Consider the following 21,110-nt stretch of genomic DNA (forward strand, 5'->3'; position numbering starts at 1 on the left):
GCGGAGAGTGGTCAACTGGGCACGCCAGGGTCTGGTCGTGGTGAGACGACCAACTATCTCCGCGCCGCAGAGCAGCTCGGAGACGACGCCATGTATCCGTGTGACCCCACGACCGACCACTTGCGTGGCAGGAACCTCAACCGGCGCCGGCCGGAGAGCAGACCGCGCCGAGGTCCGGTGATCCGCCTTACGGCCGTGCCGAGCCATCCAGGAGGTCGGCTGGTGCTGACCAGCTGTACCGGCTCGGTTGGGACGGCCCGATCGTGGGTTCGGGACCTGCTCCGGAGCGGCTGGCTCGGTGAGCAACTTGACGACGTGGTGCTGATTACGAGTGAGCTGGTGTCCAACGCCGTACAGCACGGGAGCACGGGATCGGCCGGCGAAACGGTGACCGTGACCGTCGAGGTACAGCGGGGCGGGCTTGCCCCCGACAGCGTCACGGTTTCGGTGCACGACCGCGTCGACGCTGCCCCCGAGCAACGGGCAGCGGGGCTCGATGACGAGTGCGGCCGAGGACTGGCCCTCGTAGAGGAACTGGCCCACGACGTGGGCGTGAGTCGGCATCCGGGCGTGCCTGGCAAGGACGTGTGGGCTCGCGTCCTCGCCACATAGACGTCCCGGCGCTGCGGAGGAGTCAACCCGCAGCCCCGGGACCACCACCCCCGGGCGGCACGCACAGGCCCGGCTCGCACCGTTCGGGCCACCCTCCTGTCGCCGGAGGGCGGCTGCGCGCCGATCCGTCACCGGCGCGCAGTGACGGCGCCGCTGGTGTGTCTGCCTCCTCCCCCCGGAGGAAGCAGCTGGCGGCGCCACGCACACCCCTGTTTCGCTCTTGGGAGAGCCGTGATCACTGACCTACTGGACGCGTGGGCCGTCGCCGTCCCTGTGGCCGCCACCGTGCTGGCTGCGGGCGTGGTGTGGGGCGCTCGCCGCTACCGCGCCGAGTCGTCGGCGCGTGAGGCAGCACTGGACGAAGAGATGGAGCACTGGGTAGCGGTGCGACTGCCGGCGCCGTCGGAGGCAGCCCGCGTACCCGAGGTGGAGCAACTGGTGCCCCCGGCCCAGCACCGGCTCGGTGCCACGGGGGACCGGCTCGATCAGGCGCTGGCGCCCGCAGCTCTCGTCATCGCCCGCAGCGAGACCGACGCGGTTGCCTGGAACGGTTCTGGACCCTCGGATCAGCTGCTTGACATGCGCACCCTTCTGCCAGCCGTGAGAGACCACCTGGAAGCCCCAGCTCTGCGTTGAGAATTGCCCGCCGCACCGGATGTAACGGACCGGCCATTCAGGCGGTTGGCAACCCGGCGCGGGGCTTCCGCCTCGTCCCCGACGCGCGAGCCCCCACGGCTCCGTACCGACCCCCAGATCCGACCAACCAGGCTCAGGAGAACCCCGCTGTGGAGGAGAACCGCGTGAACAACGTGCCCGAGATGACCACACTCGCCGGCCAAGAGGTGCCGGAGGAAGAGCAGTTGCGTGACGCACTGGCAGAGCGCCTGATCGAGATCGGAGCGGCCCGAAGCCCCGGCGTGGTGGCTGCGTTCCGAACGGTTCGTCGACACCTGGCCACGCCCGAGGCGGACATGGCCTCTACGTACAGCGCCGAGATCGCGACGATCACCAAGACCGATGAGCACGGGGTGGACCTCAGCTCTGTGTCCGCGCCGCGCGTCCAGGCGATGCAGATGGAACAGGGCGACATCGCACCGGGGATGTCCGTGTTGGAGATCGGCTCGGGCGGGCCGAACGCGGCCAACCTCGCAGAGATGGTCGGCGAGGACGGGCGCGTAGTGACCATGGACATCGACCCGGACGTGACCGACCGAGCCACTGCCTTCTTGGAGGAGACGGGCTATCGCAACGTCACCGTGCTCACCGGTGATGCGGAGCACGGCGACCCTGCCCATGCGCCGTTCGACCGGATCATCGTCACCGTGCAGGCCGCCGACATCCCGCCGGCCTGGGTCGCCCAGCTCAAGGACGGCGGACGCCTCGTCGTGCCGCTCCGGCTGCGCGGCCTGACCCGCACCGTGGCCTTCGTCCGTGACGGTGATCGGCTCGTCAGCGACGGGTTCGAGCTGTGCGGCTTCGTGCCCATGCAGGGCATCGGAGAGAACCGGGTCAGGCTCGCGGTCCTCCACGAGGAAGTTGGCGAGGAGGTCGGCCTGCGCCTGGACGGCCACCCTGAGCCGGACACCGCCGCGCTCGCCACAGCCCTGTCGCTGCCGAGGACCGTGCGGTGGTCCGGCGTGACGCTCGGCGGCAGCGAGTCCAACGAACACCTCGACCTGTGGCTGACCACCGCGTTGGACAACCTGCCGCTGTTGACCGCGAAGCCCGGTGCACGTGCGCGCGGACTGGTCGCGTCGGCCTCGCCGCTCGGCATCCCCACGCTCGTGGATGGAGACAGTCTCGCCTACCGCACCGTACGCCCCACGGACCAACAGGACCGCTACGAGCTGGGCGCGATCGGCCACGGCCCGCAGGGGCACGCACTCGCCGAGCTCCTTGCCGAGGAGATCCGCACCTGGGACCGGGATCACCGCGGTCACCGAGCGCGCATCGAGGTCTACCCGGCAGGTACTCCGGACGCCCGACTTCCCGCCGGTGGCCGACGCGTCGAGCGACGGCACTCGCGGATCACGATCACCTGGCCGTAGCCGCCCCGCGGCTACCGGCCGGGGAGCACAGCACCTCCCTACGGCCTCCCTGGAGGAGAGCGAAATGGCACAGCAGACCAGCTCCACGTCCGGCACCGTGCTCAAGGCGGGAACGGACTTCTACACCAACGGCGGGGACTTCGACCTGGATATCGAAACCTTCTCCTCGGCGCCCGTCCTCGGCGCGCTGCTGAACGACACCAGCGACGGCTGCACCTCCACCTGCCAGTCGGCCTGCTCGAACAGCACCTGCGTCGGCGGGTGATCCCCAGCAGAACCGTCCCGAGTTGACGGGGCACTGGGGGCGCGCGTTCAGCGAGACGCCCGCCCCCAGGAACCCGCGGCCTCAAGGAGTAGGAGTACGGATGTACCGTCACATTGACGCAAGCCTGATCAGAGCATCGGTGCTCCCGCTCGCCACCCCTGTGCCCGCATGGCCGGGAGAGGACGCCGGCATCGAGCAGATCCGCGCATGGGTGGAGCAGGCATGGGAAGACGGCTCCCGGGCCGAGGCCATCGCTCATGCCTCGCCCTCACTTGCGTCGGCCATCGAGGAAGTGATCCAGGGCACTGTCGAGCCGTTGCGGGTCCGCCGAGTCAGCCGGTCCCTGGCCCGCTACCTTTTGAGGATGCGCCATCGCGCGACGCCGTTCGGGCTGTTCGCGGGGCCGGCTGTCGCGCACACCGGCCAGCAAGCGCACGTCCGGTGGGAGCCGAGGAACCGGGCCTTCGGGTTCGCCGACGCCTCCTGGCTGCACGAAGTCACCGCCGCCCTGGAGCGCACCCCGGCCGTCCTGCGGTACCTGAAGGTTGTCGTCGACCCCACGCACGTCGTACGCGGCTCGCGCATCGTCGTCATGAACCAGCCGGGCAAGGAGGGCCCCACCGATACCAGCCTCCGGCGCACCCGAGTCGCTGAACACGCTCTGAAGCTGGCCCACGCCCCGATCCCGACCCACGTCCTCGTAGACGAGCTGGGCACCAGCTTCCCCGGCGCACCGGAGGGAGCCATCGAAGAGCTGGTACGCGGCCTCGTCACGCACAGAGTTCTGCTGACCGAACTCCGGGCTCCGATGACCCATCCCGATGGCCTGGGCCACGTAGTCGCCAGGCTTGATGAGACCGGCGCCGACACAGCGACCGCCGCTCAACTCCGCTCTGTTCATCGCCTCCTGGACCTCCACAACCACGCTCATCCCGCGGATCAGCCGGGCCTCCGAGCCAAGGCGACGGACGCAATGGCCTCACTTACCGGCGCCGCGCGCACGCTGGTGATCAACGTCCGCCCCGGCTGTGACATCACCTTGCCCCACGCGGTCGCGCACGAGGCCGAGCACGCCCTCCGCCTGATGGCGAGGATCACGCCGTACCCGCGCGGCTCTGCCGCCTGGCAGGACTACCGCAACCGGTTCCTGGAGCGGTACTCGATGGGCACCGTCATCCCCGTCCGCGAACTCACCGACGCTGACACCGGCCTGGGCTTTCCAGTTGGCTACCGCAGCACGGTGCTGCCTCGGCCCACCCTCGCCACCACGCCTCGCGACGAACACCTTCTCCGCCTCGCGCAGGACGCTGCCCTCAACAACCAGCGCGAGATCGTCCTCACCGAGGAGGACGTCGAGGCTCTTTCCCTCGGAGAACCCACGGCCGTCCCCGCTCACGTCGAGCTGTGCTTCAGCGTGCTCGCGCGGTCCACACGCGCGTTGACCGAGGGCCGCTTCACCCTCTCCACCGTTGGCCTGTCCCTGGCGGCGGGAACACTCACGGGGCGTTTCCTGCCGATACTGGATCCCCCCGACCAGACACGGATGGCTGTCGAGTACGCCACGCTTCCCACTCTGACCGAAGGGGCGGCTCGTCCCCAGATCTCAGCGCCACCACTGCGGCGCCACATCGATAACGTCGGGCGGGCGCCCGTCGTCGCACCCGAGGTGCTGGCCGTCGGTGAGCACAACCCCGACGCCACAGTTGCCCTCGACGACCTGGGCGTCGTCGCCGACGCCGGGCGCCTCTACCTCGTCTCCATCTCCTCCGGGCAGTGCCTCGAACCCTCTGCGATGAGCGCTGTCGAGCTGAGCACAGCGACCCACCCGCTGTCCCGGTTCCTGGCCGAGGTGCACCGCTCGCACGCCGCCGTCCTGGTCCCTTTCGCCTGGGGAGCCGCAAGCCGGCTGCCCTTCCTGCCGGAAGTGCGCTACGGCCGCACCACCCTGTCCCCGGCATGCTGGCGGCTTCGCTCCAACGACTTCTTCGACCGGCGACGGTGGACCAAGGACTTCACCGCCTGGCGCAGCACGTACGGGGTCCCCCAGGCTGTGTACGTCGGCTCCAGCGACCAGCAGCTCCGTCTGGACCTCGACCGGCCGGGCCACCTCGACCTGCTCCGAGCCGAACTGGACCGCCACGGCGTTCTCGCCCTGCACGAAGCACCGGAGGAGAGCGCCTACGGCTGGATCGGGCGGGCGCATGAGGTGACCATGTCGTTCGCCGCCGATCAGCACCCCGTACCCGCACCGGCCTGCAGGACGGTGGTCCAACGCTCCACCGCGCGACTGCCGGGCGCCACGGCCCGGGCGTACCTGAAGGTCTACGGCAGCCAGGCCCGCGCCACCGAAGTACTCACCGACCATCTTCCACGTCTGCTGGAGGGCCTGCCGGCACCGTCGCAGCTGTGGTTCACCCGATACGCGGACCCCGACCCGCACCTGCGCGTCCGGCTGCTGCTGCCAGCTCCAGGTGAGTTCGGAGCTGCGGCGGGCGCGGTCGCCAGATGGGCGGCCGAGCTGCGCGAAGAGGGCCTGATCCACCGCATTCAGTGGGACACCGACCAGCCGGAGACCGGCCGCTACGGCGAAGGCACCGTCCTGGCCGCCGCTGAGCGGTTCTTCGCCACCGACTCCACCGCTGCCCTGGCACAGATGCGCGTCGCCCTGCCCTCAGACCTTCGCCCCGCAATCACCGCCGCCTCCTACCTGGACATAGCCACCGGCCTACTCGGCTCCGCTACCGAAGGACGCAACTGGCTGATCCACAACCTCCTGCGAGCCGACGGCGCGGCGGCCCCGCGCCCCACACAGGACCTCGCCCGCCGACTCACCGACCGGCACGAAGCAGGCCACGCTCTGAACGAGTTCCCCGAGGGCAACGCCGTCCAGGACTCCTGGAAGAACCGGCAGGAAGCCCTCGCCGACTACCGCCGCGCTCTCGACACAGCACGGCTCGATCCGGCCGACGTCCTGCCGTCGTTGCTGCACATGCACCACAACCGCGTCGCCGGCATCGACCCCGACGCCGAAGCCCGCTGCCGCCGCACGGCCCGCGCCGCAGCCCTGTCCAGGTCCGTCCGCCACCAAGGAGACACTCGGTGACCACCACCTCACCCTCGTCCCCCGACGCCGCAATGGTCTCCCGGCAATCTCTGGCTCACGGCCCCCTGGGCACCTCCCTGTTGGACATCGAACGCGCTCGCCGCGGCACCGGAGACTGGAGCGAGGTGCACCGAACCCTCGCCCACATCGGACCGCTCATCGACGGACGAGACGCCAACCTCTTCCTCGGGGTCCCGGCGATGGCCCTCGCCCTGCATCTGGCCGCCGACGGCACCGACCGCTACGCAGGCGCACTACGCACGCTCGACGCCGCCATTGACCATCACACCCGGCAACGCTTGTCCATCGCACACGCCCGGATCGATGCCGGCCGTCGTCCGGCCTTCGTCGAGTACGACCTGTTCCGCGGCCTGACGGGCATCGGCGCGTTGCTCCTCCGCCGTGAACCCCGCGGCCCGCAACTGAAGAGAGTCCTGGAGTACCTCGTCCGCCTGACCGAACCCACCCTCGGTGTGACGGGCGAAACCGTGCCCGGGTGGTGGGTCGACCACGCCCCGGCCAGCGACACGACGGCCACCCCCGGAGGACACGCCAACGCCGGACTGGCGCATGGCATCAGCGGCCCGCTCGCTCTTCTCTCGCTCGCGCTGCGAGCGGGAGTCACTGTGGACGGGCACGAAGCAGCCGTCCACCGCATCTGCCGGTGGCTTGACCAGATTTGGCAGGACGAGCACGGCGGACCCCGCTGGCCGCGCTGGGTCAGCCACCGAGGCCCAGCCGACACGCAACCGGCCGTTCCCTCGTGGTGCTACGGCACCCCAGGGCTGGCCCGTGCCCAACAGCTCGCCGGCATCGTGCTCGCAGACCAGGCACGCAAGCAGATGGCCGAGCGCGCCCTGCTGCACTGCCTGAGCGACCCGAGCCAGCTCGACACGGTGGCAGACCGCGGCTTGTGCCACGGCTTCGGCGGCCTGCTCCGTACCGCGCAGCGCGTCGCCCAAGACGCCGAATCTCCCGCCACCTTCGGCGATCACATCGACATGCTCACCGGCAGGGTCCTGAGTGTGGACGCGCCAGAAGACCCGGGATTCCTCATCGGAAGGGCCGGTGCCGCCCTCGCCTTCCAAGACGCCGCGTCGGGTACCGAGCCCCAGGGGCGCTGGGACACCTGCCTCCTGCTGGTGTGAGAGAGGAAGCAGTGCACGAGCCCGACGCTATCGAAGATGCCGTCCTGGCCGTCCTCGCCGGTGCCACGGTCGAGGAGGCCGCCCGCACCGCGGGCACCCAGGCCGCCGCTCTCTCGGAGGCGATCGAGAGGTACCGGGCCGCCGGTCGAGCCGCCCTCGACGCCGAACCGTCCGCCTGGCACCAGGCCAACATCCGCTTCCGCGACTACGCTTCCGGAGACCAAGTTTTCCGCTCCTACCTCGCACCCGCGCTCCACGGCGGCCCCGTCGGCACCTGGTGGTTCGTGCGGAAGCACCCGCACTGGCGCCTGCGCTACCACCCCGCCGTGGACGCTTCGCCCGAGGACGCTGTCCGCCACGTCAGCGAAGCGCTCGAAAGCTCGGTCTCGTTGAGCGTCGTCACGGAGTGGACCTCGACCCGGTACGAGCCCGAGGCCATCGCGTTCGGGGGTCCGGTTGGCGTGATGCTCGCGCACAAGCTGTTCCACGCCGACAGTGTCGGTGTGCTCGGCTACCTCGGCATCGCGGCAGACCGAAGGGAGAGAACCCTCGACGCCAAGACGACGTCCCTGTTCGCCATGACGTTGCTCATGCGGGCCGCTGGCCTGGAGTTCGGTGAACAGGGGGATGTGTGGGGACGCGTCGAAGAGCGCCGTCCGCTGCCCGGGAACGTGTCCCCGGAGCAGGCCAGCAGCATGGTCGAACCCATGCGCCACCTCCTCCTCTCGGATGCCCGTCCCCTTCTCGACGCCGGGGCCCTCGCCTCTGTACGGTCCTGGATCGAGAGGCTGGAGCACAGCGGGCGGGCGCTGGCGACCGCGGCCGGCAGCGGCAAAATCGGCTTGGGGAAGCGAGGCGTTCTCGCACGCCACGTTCTCTTCCACTGGAACCGAATGGGCTTCGATCTCCGCCAGCAATCCATCTGGTCCCGCGCGGCGCGGGAGGCCGTCCTTGACCGATGAGCCGGCCGGAGTACCCCACACCCGGGCTGCTTCCTCACAGTTCGAAGGAGTGGCCCCCGGTCGCCTCGCCGCAGCACGGTCACCGCCCCAGTACCCCCGCACGCGGGGCGACGACGGCCAGCCTGTCCCCGCAGCGCAACCCGGCGCGCAGAACGTCACCTGCTCCAGATCCCACACCAGGCGACCCCCGCCGGCGTAGTGCAGCTCCGCCACAGCGGCGCGCAGCTGTGTGGCAACAGCAACGTCCATCTCACTCACGAGGTGCAACAGCGTTCACGCGTCACCACCTCGTTCGGAGGTCGATCGGGACACATTGCTGCCTCCCGTGCGGCCGTCATCCCGTACGGCACGACCGAAGGCTGGTCAGCCGCGCCCGAACCGCCGCCCAGGTGGCCGCCCTAACCGCCGTCCGAGCGCCGCTGGACGGCGCTTCTCTCCCACCGCTCACCGGAGGTCCCGTGCCCGACGACAGCGGCTTCGGCAGCGCCCGGCTCGCCCGGCGCCGGACGGCCGGCCAGCGCCCGGCGCGGAGGGCCACGCGATGACCGGGTTCCCGTCGCTCCGTGCCTCGTCGCTCCGGCTCACTGCCGACCAGGTGCGCATCGGCGACCTGGTCGCGTTCGCGGGCGGGGCGCCGCCCGTCAGCTTCACCGAGCACCGTGGCGGACTCGTGCTGCTCGAACTGGACGGCACCGTGCGGGTCACGCTGCCGCCCCGCACCCCCGTGGTGATCACCCGACCCCGCCGGCGGCACCGCCGCTGACACCCGGCGTCGAGTGCGCTCCTCGCCCGTCGGACCTGCGGTGACGCCCGGACCGGGCCCGATTGTCAGTGGCCGGTGCGATGCTTCGAAGGAGCATCTGACGGAGCGGGCGCGGCGCGGAGGAACCCATGAGCGAACCCACGACGACCACCCTGCACCACACCGGGTTCGACACGGCCTGGTGGGGGAGCGACCTGGGCTCCTACCGGCCCTGCGACGCGACCTACCAGCGCTATCCGCTGGAGTCGCTGCCCCCGCTGGACCCGGCCCGGTTCGTCGGCACCTTCGACTGGCTGGCGGCGAAGGGCCGGCCCGTCCCCGGCGAGGTCGCGGCCCTGGAGTTCCTCGCCCAGCGCCTGTCCGAGACCGGGCTGAGCCTCCCCGCGGACTTCACCACCTTCTACACGCACAGCGGGCTCCTCGCCGCCCTGGACGAGGTGTCGGTGGCGGCCTGCTGGACCGACATCTCCGACCCACTGCCGTGCCCGTTCGATCCGAGCGCGCGGTTCGTGCAGTTCCTGCGCGACCAGCAGGACTGCCTGATCTGGTACCTCTACCTGCGCCCCGGCAAGCCGACCGCCATCGTCGTCTCGCCGCTGATGCACAACGATGAGGAGGAGGAGCCGGAGTTCACTCCGGCCGAGCTGGACACCCTCCGCACCCACTTCCACGCCTGCGCCGAGTCGTTCGAGGAGTTCGCGTACCGGTTCTGGACGGAGAACAACCTCTGGGGCCACGCCCGTGACCGGTTCGCCGACGACACCGCGCTCCCGCCCGCCCAGCGGGCCTACCTGGCGCACTACCTGCGCTGATCCGCCGATCCGTGCCGACCCGCGCCTTGCACGGAGTCCCGACGCCTGCCGAGCCCCGACCGTTCCACCCCCGCCCCGCCCCCGCCCCCGCCCCCGTGCGCGTCGGGGCGGGGACGGGGACGGAACGGGGCGGCTCACCAGGGGACGGCGCCGTCGTCCTCGAAGAACCCGCCGGTCGGCCCGCCGTCCGGCAGGGTGGCCAGCCGGATCGCGATCGCCGCGCCCTGCTGCGGCGTGCGCGGCGCCTGGAACCCGGTGAAGTCGGTCGCCACCAGCCCCGGGCAGACGGCGTTGATCAGGATGCCGGTGTCCGTGAAGTGCCGGGCGTACTGCACGGTGACCGCGTTCAGGTAGGACTTGGACGGCGCGTACGCCGCCATGACCGGGCCGACCTGCACGGACGGGTCGGCCTGCCGCGCCACGGACCCGACCGAACTGGAGACGTTCACGATCCGCGGGGCCGCCGACCGCCGCAGCAGCGGCAGCATCGCGTTGGTCACGCGGATGACGCCGAGGACGTTGGTGTCGACCACGGCGCGGACGACGTCGAGGTCCAGTGCGGTCGGGTCCTGCCCCCACCCCGGGCCGGTCGGGCCGGATATCCCGGCGTTGTTGACGAGCACGTCCAGCCGCCCCGCCTGCTGTTCGACCAGCGCGGCGGCCTCGGCCACGACCCGGTCGTCCGTCACGTCCAGCGGGACCCCGAACGCCTCCGCCCCGCCGGCCCGCAGCCGCTCGACCGCCGCCTCGCGCCGGTCGGCGTCACGGGCGCCGACCACCACCCGGTAGCCGCGTGCCGCGAGCCCCGCCGCCGTCTCGTACCCGATCCCCTTGTTCGCGCCGGTGACCAGCGCGGTCTTCATGTCGCTCATGCCGTCGATGCTCATGCCGTCGATGCTCACGCCGGACCACCCGTCGCCGCCAACACCGATGCGGTGCCCTGTGATACCCCACAGGTATCGCGCCGTACGCTGGCCGGATGGACACCCTGGAGACCCGCGAGCTGCGCTACTTCCTCGCGGTGGCGGAGGAGTTGAACTTCGGCCGCGCCGCCGAACGGCTCGGCATGGCGCAGCCGCCGCTCTCCCGCGCGATCCAGCAGCTCGAACGCCGCCTCGGGGTTCCACTGCTGGCCCGCGACCGCCGCGGTGTCGCCCTCACCGAGGCCGGCGAGGTGCTGCGCCACGAGGGACGCGTCGCGGTGGACGCGGCCACCGCCGCCGCCCGGCGCACCCGCCGCGCCGCCGCTGGGAACGACGGCAGCCGCACCCGGCTGGTACTCGCGGTGAAGGCCGGCGACTCCCACGACCTGCTCCGGCGGCTGCTGGGCGCCTACGCCGCGGAACCCGACGCGGCCGAGGTCGAGATCCTGCCGAGCGGTACCTGCGAACAGGGCAAGATGCTGCGCGACGGCCGCGCCGACGTGGCACTGATGCACACGCCGTTCAACTCCCTCGCAGGCTTCGACAGCGAAGAACTGGTCACCGAGGGGCAGATCGCCGTGCTGCCCGCGCGGCACCCCCTCGCCGCCCGGTCGCACCTCACGCTCGCGGAGGTGAGAGACCTCCCCGACCTGCCGCTCGCCCGCTGGGCCCGCGACGGCGTCCACCCGCCGGGCCCCGGCCCCGCGATCACCGACCAGACCCAACTGGCGCAGCTCATCGCGCTCGGGCGAACCGTCGCCGTCTACCCTGACTCCGCCCGGGCCTGGCTGTGGACCGAGCACGCCGCGGTCCCGCTGACCGACGCGCCGCCCGTGGTGACCCACATCGCCTGGCCCGCCCACAGCCGCTCCCTCGCGCTGGCCGCCCTCGTCCGCACCGCGACCCGGCTCTGACCGGGCTGCCGTGCCACCGCCGGCTGCGGCCGTGCCGTCCGTGCGCGTCGCCGGGCGCGCCGGGCGCGGGGCGGCGAAGGCGGGAGGTGGGCGGTGCGGCGGGGCTCAGCCGGCGGCGGGGCCGGACGTCACCGTCTCGACCAAGGCGCGGGCGCGGGTCGGCTCTGCCAACAGCGACTCGACCAGCGGCCCGGTGCTCCGCGCCGGCGCCGGGTCCCGCTCCGCGTCAGCGCGGGTCCGGTGCAGCCCGACCGCCTCTGCCACGTAGTCGTCCGCGGAACGGGGGTCCTTCGGCAGCGCGACCTCGCCCTGCCTCAGCGCCCGGTGGAGCCTTGCGTAGCTCACGCCGCGCTCGGCCAACTCCGCTCCGCCCGCGTACGGTTCGGTCTTCCCGGTGCCCGATGCGTTCACCATGTGCGGGTAGGCCGCGGTCACTTCGCGGGCGGCCAGTGCCGCCAGCAGCAGGTGCTCGGTGCGCACTGTGCGGTCTCCGAGCCGGCGCGCCTGCTCGCCCGCCTCGTGCCGCACCCAGTCCACCGGCAGATCCGCCCACTGGATGCTCGCCAACCTGGCGATCAGTCGCCTCCGGAGCCCGATCCGCTGGTAGCGCGCGCGGCCCAGCAGGATGTCGCGCGTCGGGTGGAGCAGGGGGTCGAGGCCGTCCCCCGTGGACGTGGTGACGCCGGCGAGCCGGTCCCGTACCGCCTGCGGGGACGAGCCGCACAGCGTCAGCAGCTCCGCCGCACCGGTGTCGTCCCGGGCCAGCAGCGCCCGCAGCAGGTGGTCGGTGGTCAGCCTGTCGGCGCCGTCCTCGCGGGCGAACTGCACGGCGGACCTCAGCGCCGCCGCGGCGGCAGGGGTGTACCGGTCCCGCTTCCCGCCGTCGTCGCCCAGGATGTCGGTCGCGGCGACGCTCGCCCCGGTGCCCTCGTCGCCCTGCCAGTCGTCGTCCGTCTCACGCTTGCGGCGCAGTACCGCGATCGCGGCGGACCGCGTGACGCCGACAGCGTTCAGGGCCTCCGCGGCCCGGCCCTTCGCGCCGCACACGCCGGCCAGCAGGTGCTGCGTCCCGATGGGGGTGTCCTCGTCCGCTCCGTTCGCGCCCCGCGCCGCACCGAGCACTCCGGCGGTGTTCCAGTCCGGTTCCAACACGGCCACCTCTCGCCTCGACGTTCAGACGCCGAGTCTCCCCCGCCGCCGCCCGGAGCCACATCACGCGAAGGGCGGAGCCACCCGCGACCTTCGGGGGATGCCACACCGGGCGCGGTGGGTTCGGCGCGCGGTGTGGGCGCCGGTCAGCCGTGGTGCCGGTGCGCGGCGACCACGGCGAGCGCGGCCTGTTCGAGGTCGCGGCCGACCGCGTCCGCGTCGCCGAGGTACCCGGCGACCGTGGCGCCGTCGCGCAGCATCATCAGCTGGTCGGCCGCCGCGTCCGGCGGGTCGATGCCGGCGGCGGCCAGCAGTGCGCGCAACTCGCCCACGAACCAGGCGCGGTGCTCGGCGACGACCTGCCGAACGGGGTGGTCCGGCTCGGCGAACTCGGCCGCCGCGTTGATGAACGGGCAGCCGCGGAACCCGGGTCGGCAGGTTTCCGCGCCGATGCCGTGGGCGAGGAGACGCAGTGCGCGGGGCAGGTCGTCCCCGGCGCCCTCCCGGAGGCGGGCCACCGCTTCGTGCTCGTACGCGGCACGGCGCCGCAGATAGGCGACGAGCAGGTCGTCCTTGGTCCGGAAGTGCCGGTAGAAGGTGACCTTGGTGATGCCGACGCGCTCGATCACCCGGTCGGCGCTGACGGCGCGCATGCCGTGCGCGTAGAACAGTTCGGCGGCGGTGTCGAGGATCCGTTCGCGGGTGGCCGGGCCGCCTCGCGTCGCGGGGGTGCCCGGCGCCACGCCGGTGGCGGCCACCGTGGTGTCCCGGGTGCTCATCCGTCGTCCTCCTGGTTGCGGCCGAGGCCCGGCAGGGGCTCGCGGGCCGGTCGTGACGCGCCGGAGCGCGGAACCGGCGCGGGCGGCCGGTCACTGCTCGGGGCGCGCGGCCACCGGACGGTCCGGGGCTTGCGCTTCGTGCCCACCACTGTAGGCTCAACCCGGTAGAGTTACTAGTTCGTCTACCTGTGTCGCGGCTGTGCCGCCTCCGCGCTACCCGCCGCGACGCGACCGTTCACCGTCCGCCCCAGCCCGAGGAGCATCACGTGTCCGACGCCAAGACCCTCTACACCGCCATCGCCACCTCAACCGGCGAGGGCCGCCGCAACGGCCGCGTCACCACCACCGACGGCTCGGTCTCCGCCGACCTCGCCGTCCCCACCGAGATGGGCGGCACCGGCGAGGGCACCAACCCCGAGGCCCTCTTCGCCTCCGGCTACGCCGCCTGCTTCCACTCGGCCCTGAAGCACGTCGCGGCCCGCGAGAAGGTGGAGATCAAGGACTCCGCCGTCGTGGCCGAGGTCAGCCTCCACCCGAACGGTGAGGGCGGCTTCAAGCTGTCCGTCGCGCTGCACGCCGAGTGCGGCGGCGTGGACCAGGAGACCGCCGACCGGCTGGTCGCCGCCGCGCACACGGTCTGCCCCTACTCCAACGCCACGCGCGGCAACATCGACGTCACCGTGGACGCCACCGCCGGCTGACCCGGCCACCTGCCACCTGCCACCGGCCACCTGCCACCTGCCACCGCCTCGCCGTCTCCGCGTCGCGGCGGACCTCCGCGCCCCTGCCCTGCCGCCCGCCCAGGGCGGGGCGCGGCGCCCGGGTTCCACCCACGCCAGGACGGAGCAGAACCCGCGCCGCGCTCGTGGTGCGACGGCGCGCCCCGCCACGGCACGGGCGCCGCCCCTCGCCTCCTGCCGCCGCTGCCCCTGGCCGAATCCGCCCGCCGCGCCCGCAGCGCCAGGGCTGAGTCGCACTCAGGTGGGCATGCGAACGACACCGCCCGTCGTCAGGAGGTCGCATCATGAAGAAGCGCACACGGCAGAGCGTCGCCGCCGCGATCGGTGTCGTCGTCGTCCTGGTCGCCGGTCTGCTGCTCACCGGAGGCATACCGGACCTGGCCGCCGTCATCGTCGCCACCGTCCTCGGCCTCGCCGCGGCCTGGGGTGCCAACGTCGCTCTGTGGAACAAGCTCGGTGAGCCGAACCCCGCCACCGCGCCCGGTTCCCGTCCCGAGCAGCACCCCTGACGTCAGTGTCCCGGCCCTCCCGCGTCCGCGCCGGCAGCAGCCGTAACCCGCGAGCGCGGGATTCGCCCGGCCGTCCCCACCACCGCCACCCGTCGTGCCCGTCGTGCTGCGGCGCCGAGTCGCGCCCGCGAACCGCTGCCGAGCGGGTGGCGGACACCCGCTCGCCGTGGCGGGCCGCCCCCGCACGCTGCCCGGCACCCCCGCTGCCTCGCCCCGCACGGCGTGGGACCCGGTGAGGCAGCCAGGCGCCGCTGGGTGGAGGCCGACCGCCCGTCTCTATCTCTGGTTGAGTGAGCCGATCGTTCAGCAGGACGAAGCACCGCCCGGGTGCCGCGCCATAGATTCGTCCTCAAGCAAAGGGAACCGCAATCGGATCGCCGCAACGGTGGTCCCCGAATTCCGCCGCGCTGCTCGCGGGGAACTCCGGTCCCTCTTCCCTTGAGGAGTTCTCATGAACAAGCGTGTTCTCGTCTCGGCCGTCGTCGGTGTCGTCACGGTCGGCGCGCTCGCCGCCGGTGGGATGGCGGTCGCCGCCGGCGGCACGTCCGACGAGCTTGCGATGACCAACGCCCAAGCGGAGTGGGTGACCGACAAGGACGGCAAGGCGGTGTCGCTCACCGTCACCACTGACTTCGAGGGTGACTTCTCCGGGGATTCGGCACTGAAGTCGGTGCAGGTCGTCGCACTTCCCGAGGACTTCGAGGACGAGTTCCTCCAGGAGATCATCAGCTACGAGGACGAGGCGGAGTGCACGACCGTCTCGGAGAAGAAGGTGTCCTGCGTCTACACCGCCACCGACGACGGCGACTACGACGACGAGGAGTACGCGGGCTACGCCGAAGCACTGGCCGGCGAGTGGACGGTGTCCGTCCTCGCCACGACCGAGGGGGGCGAGACGCTGTTCGTGAAGGAGGCCACGACCTTCACTGTCGCTTTCTGACCGACGAGCCGACGAGCCGACGCCCGCACGGGCCGCCGTGGCGGCGCGGTTCTCCTGGTGGGCCGGCACCTTCTCGGGTCCGATCCCGCACCGCCCGCCACTGCCGCCTCCTGCACCTCCACTGCTCCGATAATTCTCGGAATCGGAAAGCAGGAAGAGGCGATGATTCCGGCCGACATTCCGACCCGAGCGGCCCGCCATGGATGTGACCAGCAACAAGACGCCGGGGAAATGACGATCTCCCCAACTCCGTTCCGGAAGTATTGCGGGAAGCGTTGACGCGGCAGCCGGTCCGCCGCACCATTCTGGGCACGACGAGCCGACGGCCGCACCGCCGACCGTCGTGCCCGGGCCGCCCTGCGGTCCGGCTCCGGCCGTGGACGAGCCGACAGCGGCCGGAGCGCACCACGTGTTCCACGCCGCCGCCACTCCGACGGCGGTCCCCACCCCCGCGAGGCCGGCACGGGTCGCACGCGCAGGCCGGCCATGCGGCGGTCCCCAGGAGGAACCACATGGCGAAGAACGCGAGCCGCACCGCATCCCCCACCGGGGCGGACCGGTCCGACGCACCGCAACGTCCGCTCAGCCGCCGCCTGTTCCTCGGCGGCGTCGGCGCCCTCACTCTCACCTCGTCCACGCTGCTCACCACCGGCACCGCCCACGCCCAGACCATCACCCAGAACCAGGAGGGCACCCACGGCGGCTTCTACTACACGTTCTGGACGGACGCCCCCAACACCGTCTCCATGACGCTCGGCAACGGCGGCAACTACAGCACCTCCTGGCGGAACACCGGCAACTTCGTCTGCGGCAAGGGCTGGCGGAACGGCAGCCGCCGCAACGTCGGCTACTCCGGCAGCTTCAACCCGTCCGGCAACGGCTACCTCTGCCTCTACGGCTGGACCTCCAACCCGCTGGTCGAGTACTACGTCGTCGACAGCTGGGGCACCTACCGGCCCACCGGCGAGCACCGCGGCACCGTGCACAGCGACGGCGGCGCCTACGACATCTACCGGACGATGCGCTACAACTCCCCGTCGGTGGAGGGCAACCGGACGTTCCCGCAGTACTGGAGCGTCCGCCAGTCCCGCCGCGTCGGCGGCACCATCACCACCGGCAACCACTTCGACGCCTGGAACCGTGCGGGCATGGGCCTCGGCAACTTCAGCTACTACATGGTCCTCGCGACCGAGGGCTACCAGAGCAGCGGCAACAGCAACCTCAACGTCTGGGGCTGACCCCACCCCCGTCCCCGGTCCCGCTTCCCCGGCCCGCTGCCGGAACGGAGCAGGGCCGGGGCGGGTGGTTGGTCTGCCGCATGCCGGATCGTCCCTTCACGGGGACGACAGCATGCGGCCGAGTGGTCAGCTCGGTGTCGAAAGCCCCTCGCTGTCCGAGCTGTGGAGCGGAGGGGCTTTCGTGCCGCCATGTCTATTCCGGGGGGTTGCCGTATCTCGCCAGCGTGGCCTTGTTCGTTGATGCGTCCTGGAAAACGACCTCCCAGGGTCCGGTGTTGACGTCCATCTCCTTCCCAAACCCGACCCATTTTCCGGCCATCCGCCGCCCTGTCGGCTCGATGAGTATCTGAATCGCCCCGTGGTACCGGGCCCCGCGGTAGTAGCCACCTTGGGCTGTCTGCTCCACCCAGGTTCCTGTGATGACGTTCCCGTCCACGGTCAGGTCCATGCTCAGCTGTGACTCGGCCGACCCGGGGATGCTGCGGACCGTCAGGCGGCTCCCGTGTTGGAGAATGACGACGTAGTGAAGCTGGGTGAATTCGCTCTCTCGTCCGCTCGAATAGTACTCGTAGCGGCTCAGCCAGACACCGCTGTAGTTACCTTGCGGGGCGGGTCGCGCAATACGGCTACCCGTTGGGGCGCTCGTGCTGTTCTGGGGCGCTTCGAGATCATGCCCGCCTCTGTCGTCACCTGACACGCGAGCCTCCGGAACAGGGATTTCGAACCCCAATGACTCTATGGGGAGTCCTGTGACTGTCTCCAGTGCGCGCGCGTAGATCGGACGTGGCGCAGCCGTCGCGCCACTTTCCCAGCGCTGGACGAGTCGCTTGTTCGCGTCGTTGCGTGCCCCGGCGCGGTCGCCGGCATCGCGCAGAGCACGCGCGAAGTCGTCTTGTGACATGAGCAGTCCCATGCGAACTGCCCGCAGTGTGCTGTTCGGTGTCAACGCACTCATGTGTTCACGGTAGCTCTCCGGTGCCTCGGGTGACACCTAAATGACGCCCTTGATGTCGCCGGAACGTCGCCTGCAACGTCGTCGCGCAAGGCGACACTCCGGCGTCATTCTCTTGTGACGCTCAGTCTCCACGAGTGACGCACGAGTGACAAGCGGACCCCGCGACCGTTCCACCGGTCCGGGGGCATGGGTCACCTGACGAAGGCAGGCAGCTATGGCAGAGCGCACTCCCGGTGCCCCGGACCTCGAAGGTGGCTCGTCAACAGACAGCAGATCGGGCGCGTTGTCTTCGTGGGGTACCTGGCCTCGCAACACCCCGCTCGGTCCGAAGGGACGAGATGCACCGATGAGTGACTGGTAGGCCCGCAAGCAGCTTCGTGAAGCACTTGAGCGCTCTCAGGAGTCCGCCGATTCCCTGTCGGTGCACGAAGTGCGGACCGCCATCCGAGCGCACGAGCGAGAGCTGCGGTGACCGGCGTCGGCAACGAGGACGAGACGGAGACCTCTCCGACGCCCGCCCCGGCTGACGACCAGCCGACTTGCCCGCTCGCGGAACTCTTGGCGCGGTCGGCGGAGTTGGGCCGGGTCGTCGATGCTCATCTCAAGGAGCTGAGGAACCGATGAGCGGCGGCAACCGGTGTGCCCGGACCCAGGTCGTACGCAGCTCCGGCCCACTGGTCTTCCGTGCGCAGTGCACAGTCTGCGAGGAGATCGGCCCGCAGGTGGAAACCGGCGACGCCCACCGTGACGTGGACGATCTTCCACCCGGAACACGACCTGTTCCGCGGACTCAGCTCCACCCCGCACCGGGCGGGGCCCCGCACATGAGCGGCGACGGGTACACGGACGGCTACCACTGCGAAGTGGTTTCTCGATCCCCGGATGCCGGGGGCGAGTGGTACCTCGCCGCGACGTGGGCCGATACCCCTGACGAAGCGCTGGACTGGCTTCACGACCAAGCGGGCCGGCTCGCGGGAGTACTCGACGCCACCGAGGACGACCACGCCGAGAAACAGCAGCGGTACGCGACACCGGTCGCCAGGGTCTTCCGGGAGTGGACGGCCGACACGGAGTTCCGCGCGATGCAGCGCGCTGCCCTGGCGGACGGGCAGCCGATCAGCGCCAGCGCGCGCGGCCCGGACCGCATCTGCGGCGCTGCGGCTGTGGAAGTCCTGTACTCGTTGGCCGCGCGTCCGATCTTCCGCCCCCTCCTCGCGCCCTTTGGGAATAGCAGTGCGGATCGTCAATGAACAGCCCGCCGAAGCGGCGTCCTTCCCCGCCGCAGACATACGGGCCGGCGACTTCATGACGCTGGCGGGCTCGTGCCTGCGGGTCACTGCGGCTGTTCATCGTGGCGGTGGCACCCGGCTTGAGCTCGGCCCGGACGTCCGGGTGCAGATGCGATCAACCATCGGCGTGACGGTGCCCCGGCCCGTCCGTCCGGCTCGCCGCGCGCGACCCTCGCGGCCGGTACCAGGGCGCGCCGCATGGGCGCGCTGAACTCCACAGGGAGGACCAGCGGCTAGGCCAGAGCGGCGACTGACTGGCGGTTACGTGCACCGCTGTTGCTACCCCTCGTAGGGGCGATGAGGACTGGTCCCACAGGAATCCTCCATTGACCGCAGCATGGTCCCCGTGCCGTCCGGTTCCGGATTCTGCGAGGAGTCCTGCCATGATTGAACTGCACGTCCACGCGCCAATCGTCTTTCCCTGCTCCTACTCTGGCCCGGCGGAAGGCTCATGCTGAATCTGATCCGTCGCTGCTTCGTCCGTCGTCCCGTTACAGCGGTGGCGGTTCACCGGGCGCTCTGAGTTGGGCATGCAGTGCACCTGGCACGCCCCCGTGTCGACGTCATCGCCCCGTTCGCCGCGACCTGCCGGCGCTGTGGGGTGGAAACTCTTCCGGCCTCCAGGAGAGCGGTTCGCCGCGACACCGCTTCATCGCCCCTCAGAGGGGTTACAACTCGGCGGACGAAGTCCCCGTAAACGCCCGTTGGGCCTGACCGCCACTGCGGTCAGGCCCAACGGGTTCTGCGTGGTGGTCAGTCGGCGGTCGGGGCGTCGTCGCCGGGGGCCGTGTGCGGGACGGGGCCGGGGACGCGGCCGAGGCGACCGGCCTGGAAGTCCTCGAACGCCTGCCGCAGTTCGGCCTGGCTGTTCATGACGAACGGGCCGTAGTGCGCCATCGGCTCCCGGATCGGGCGCCCGCCGAGCAGGATGACCTCCAGGTTCGGGGTGTTGCCGTCCTGCCTGTCGTCGGCGCGCACGGTGAGGGAGTCGCCGTCGCCGAAGACCGCGGTCTGACCGAGCTCCACCGGCCGGTGGTCGGTGCCGACGCTGCCGCGTCCGGAGAGGACGTAGGCGAGGCCGTTGTAGTCGCTCTGCCAGGGCAGGGTGATCTCGGCGCCGGGGGAGACGGTGGCGTGGACGAGAGTTATCGGCGTGTGGGTGACGCCCGGGCCGCTGTGGCCGTCGAGGTCGCCGGCGATGAGGCGCAGCAGCCCGCCGCCGTCCGGCGTGGTGAGGAGCTTGACGTTGCCGCCGCCGATGTCCTGGTAGCGGGGGCTGGTCATCTTGTCCTTGGCCGGCAGGTTGACCCACAGCTGGATGCCGTGGAACAGGCCGCCCGTCATGACGAGCTGCTCCGGCGGCGCCTCGATGTGCAGCAGCCCGGAGCCGGCGGTCATCCACTGGGTGTCGCCGTCGTTGATGACGCCGCCGCCGCCCTCGCTGTCCTGGTGGACGAAGGTGCCGTCCATCAGGTAGGTGACGGTCTCGAAGCCGCGGTGGGGGTGCCAGGGGGTGCCCTTGGGCTCGCCCGGCGCGTACTCCACCTCGCCCATCTGGTCCATCATGATGAACGGGTCGAGGTGCCGGTACTTGATGCCCGCGAACGCGCGGCGGACCGGGAAGCCCTCGCCCTCGAACCCGGTGGGCGCGGTGACGACGCCGAGGACGGGACGCGGGCGCGCCTCCGGTGCGGCGGGCGGGGCGACGGCGGGCAGGGTGAGCGGGTTCTCCACGGTGATCGCGGGCATGGTGGCCTCCTTGGCGTACCGCCTCAGGTTAGTTGAACTCTCAACATTCCGCACGGTGGGAGCTATTCCCGAGCGTGCCGCCGACCGCGTGTACGAGCCCGCTGTGCAGCAGGTCCAGTGGTCGGTCGGGCCGCCCCCCCCGGGCCCCCCGGGCCGCCCCGGGCGGCGCCGCGCGCCACGCGCGGGATCGACCACGGGGCGATCTGGCGCGG

At 71.3% G+C, this 21,110-nt stretch carries 20 protein-coding genes; 15 read left to right on the forward strand and 5 right to left on the reverse strand.

Annotated features, from left to right (window positions below):
- The first annotated feature begins 222 nt into the window (after window positions 1-222).
- The 9 genes from HCJ92_RS03335 (at window position 223) to HCJ92_RS03375 (ending at window position 9,713) form a co-directional block, all read left to right on the forward strand.
- Window positions 223-612 (forward strand): ATP-binding protein, encoded by a 390-nt coding sequence (locus HCJ92_RS03335; RefSeq protein WP_167931868.1) that lies wholly within the window; start codon window positions 223-225, stop codon window positions 610-612.
- A gap of 231 nt (window positions 613-843) precedes the next feature.
- Complete coding sequence (locus tag HCJ92_RS03340; RefSeq protein WP_167931869.1) at window positions 844-1,248, forward strand: hypothetical protein; 405 nt, start codon at window positions 844-846, stop codon at window positions 1,246-1,248.
- Window positions 1,249-1,412: 164 nt separating this feature from the next.
- Window positions 1,413-2,660: a methyltransferase, FxLD system gene (gene fxlM, locus HCJ92_RS03345; protein ID WP_338053993.1), complete on the forward strand. Its 1,248-nt coding sequence runs from the start codon at window positions 1,413-1,415 to the stop codon at window positions 2,658-2,660.
- 64 nt (window positions 2,661-2,724) lie between these two features.
- On the forward strand, window positions 2,725-2,925 hold the full coding sequence (locus HCJ92_RS03350; protein ID WP_167931870.1) for an FxLD family lanthipeptide: 201 nt from the start codon (window positions 2,725-2,727) through the stop codon (window positions 2,923-2,925).
- A 100-nt stretch (window positions 2,926-3,025) separates the two neighbouring features.
- Window positions 3,026-6,028, forward strand: coding sequence for a lantibiotic dehydratase (locus HCJ92_RS03355; RefSeq protein ID WP_167931871.1), 3,003 nt, complete (start codon window positions 3,026-3,028; stop codon window positions 6,026-6,028).
- Window positions 6,025-7,176 (forward strand): lanthionine synthetase C family protein, encoded by a 1,152-nt coding sequence (locus HCJ92_RS03360; RefSeq protein WP_338053994.1) that lies wholly within the window; start codon window positions 6,025-6,027, stop codon window positions 7,174-7,176. The genes HCJ92_RS03355 and HCJ92_RS03360 overlap by 4 nt, the downstream gene beginning before the upstream one ends.
- On the forward strand, window positions 7,173-8,138 hold the full coding sequence (locus HCJ92_RS03365; RefSeq protein WP_338053995.1) for a thiopeptide-type bacteriocin biosynthesis protein: 966 nt from the start codon (window positions 7,173-7,175) through the stop codon (window positions 8,136-8,138). The genes HCJ92_RS03360 and HCJ92_RS03365 overlap by 4 nt, the downstream gene beginning before the upstream one ends.
- Window positions 8,139-8,679: 541 nt before the next feature.
- The gene (locus tag HCJ92_RS03370) at window positions 8,680-8,901 is read left to right on the forward strand and encodes a hypothetical protein (RefSeq protein ID WP_167931872.1); all 222 of its coding nucleotides are present in this window, start codon (window positions 8,680-8,682) and stop codon (window positions 8,899-8,901) included.
- 128 nt (window positions 8,902-9,029) lie between these two features.
- A complete protein-coding gene (locus HCJ92_RS03375; RefSeq protein WP_167931873.1) occupies window positions 9,030-9,713 on the forward strand; it encodes a hypothetical protein in 684 nt (227 codons plus the stop codon).
- A gap of 134 nt (window positions 9,714-9,847) precedes the next feature.
- On the opposite strand, the gene HCJ92_RS03380 is transcribed toward HCJ92_RS03375, so the two are convergent.
- The gene (locus HCJ92_RS03380; RefSeq protein ID WP_209310677.1) at window positions 9,848-10,585 is read right to left on the reverse strand and encodes an SDR family oxidoreductase; all 738 of its coding nucleotides are present in this window, start codon (window positions 10,583-10,585) and stop codon (window positions 9,848-9,850) included.
- Between the two features lie 107 nt (window positions 10,586-10,692).
- Here HCJ92_RS03380 and HCJ92_RS03385 point away from each other — a divergent pair, with 107 nt between their 5' ends.
- Complete coding sequence (locus HCJ92_RS03385; RefSeq protein ID WP_167931874.1) at window positions 10,693-11,550, forward strand: LysR family transcriptional regulator; 858 nt, start codon at window positions 10,693-10,695, stop codon at window positions 11,548-11,550.
- A 105-nt stretch (window positions 11,551-11,655) separates the two neighbouring features.
- On the opposite strand, the gene HCJ92_RS03390 is transcribed toward HCJ92_RS03385, so the two are convergent.
- Together HCJ92_RS03390 and HCJ92_RS03395 are read right to left on the reverse strand one after the other, a co-directional pair.
- Complete coding sequence (locus HCJ92_RS03390; RefSeq protein ID WP_338053996.1) at window positions 11,656-12,702, reverse strand: Clp protease N-terminal domain-containing protein; 1,047 nt, start codon at window positions 12,700-12,702, stop codon at window positions 11,656-11,658.
- A gap of 143 nt (window positions 12,703-12,845) precedes the next feature.
- Window positions 12,846-13,478: a TetR/AcrR family transcriptional regulator gene (locus tag HCJ92_RS03395; RefSeq protein ID WP_167931876.1), complete on the reverse strand. Its 633-nt coding sequence runs from the start codon at window positions 13,476-13,478 to the stop codon at window positions 12,846-12,848.
- A gap of 266 nt (window positions 13,479-13,744) precedes the next feature.
- Between HCJ92_RS03395 and HCJ92_RS03400 the strand changes: the two genes are divergently transcribed.
- The 4 genes from HCJ92_RS03400 (at window position 13,745) to HCJ92_RS03415 (ending at window position 16,905) form a co-directional block, all read left to right on the forward strand.
- A complete protein-coding gene (locus HCJ92_RS03400; RefSeq protein ID WP_167931877.1) occupies window positions 13,745-14,179 on the forward strand; it encodes an Ohr family peroxiredoxin in 435 nt (144 codons plus the stop codon).
- A 323-nt stretch (window positions 14,180-14,502) separates the two neighbouring features.
- Window positions 14,503-14,727, forward strand: coding sequence for a hypothetical protein (locus HCJ92_RS03405; RefSeq protein ID WP_167931878.1), 225 nt, complete (start codon window positions 14,503-14,505; stop codon window positions 14,725-14,727).
- 451 nt (window positions 14,728-15,178) lie between these two features.
- Entirely contained in the window at window positions 15,179-15,667 is a 489-nt protein-coding gene (locus HCJ92_RS03410) for a DUF5707 domain-containing protein (RefSeq protein ID WP_167931879.1), read from the forward strand.
- A 512-nt stretch (window positions 15,668-16,179) separates the two neighbouring features.
- Window positions 16,180-16,905 (forward strand): glycoside hydrolase family 11 protein, encoded by a 726-nt coding sequence (locus HCJ92_RS03415; RefSeq protein WP_167931880.1) that lies wholly within the window; start codon window positions 16,180-16,182, stop codon window positions 16,903-16,905.
- Window positions 16,906-17,098: 193 nt separating this feature from the next.
- Here HCJ92_RS03415 and HCJ92_RS03420 read toward each other — a convergent pair whose 3' ends face one another.
- The gene (locus HCJ92_RS03420; RefSeq protein ID WP_167931881.1) at window positions 17,099-17,860 is read right to left on the reverse strand and encodes a helix-turn-helix domain-containing protein; all 762 of its coding nucleotides are present in this window, start codon (window positions 17,858-17,860) and stop codon (window positions 17,099-17,101) included.
- A 620-nt stretch (window positions 17,861-18,480) separates the two neighbouring features.
- On the opposite strand from HCJ92_RS03420, the gene HCJ92_RS03425 reads away from it, so the two are divergent.
- Complete coding sequence (locus tag HCJ92_RS03425; RefSeq protein ID WP_167931882.1) at window positions 18,481-19,110, forward strand: hypothetical protein; 630 nt, start codon at window positions 18,481-18,483, stop codon at window positions 19,108-19,110.
- 792 nt (window positions 19,111-19,902) lie between these two features.
- Here HCJ92_RS03425 and HCJ92_RS03430 read toward each other — a convergent pair.
- Window positions 19,903-20,898: a pirin family protein gene (locus HCJ92_RS03430; protein ID WP_167931883.1), complete on the reverse strand. Its 996-nt coding sequence runs from the start codon at window positions 20,896-20,898 to the stop codon at window positions 19,903-19,905.
- Window positions 20,899-21,110: the final 212 nt, after the last annotated feature.

Source organism: Streptomyces spiramenti, assembly GCF_012034385.1.
Taxonomy (GTDB): Bacteria; Actinomycetota; Actinomycetes; order Streptomycetales; family Streptomycetaceae; genus Streptomyces; species Streptomyces spiramenti.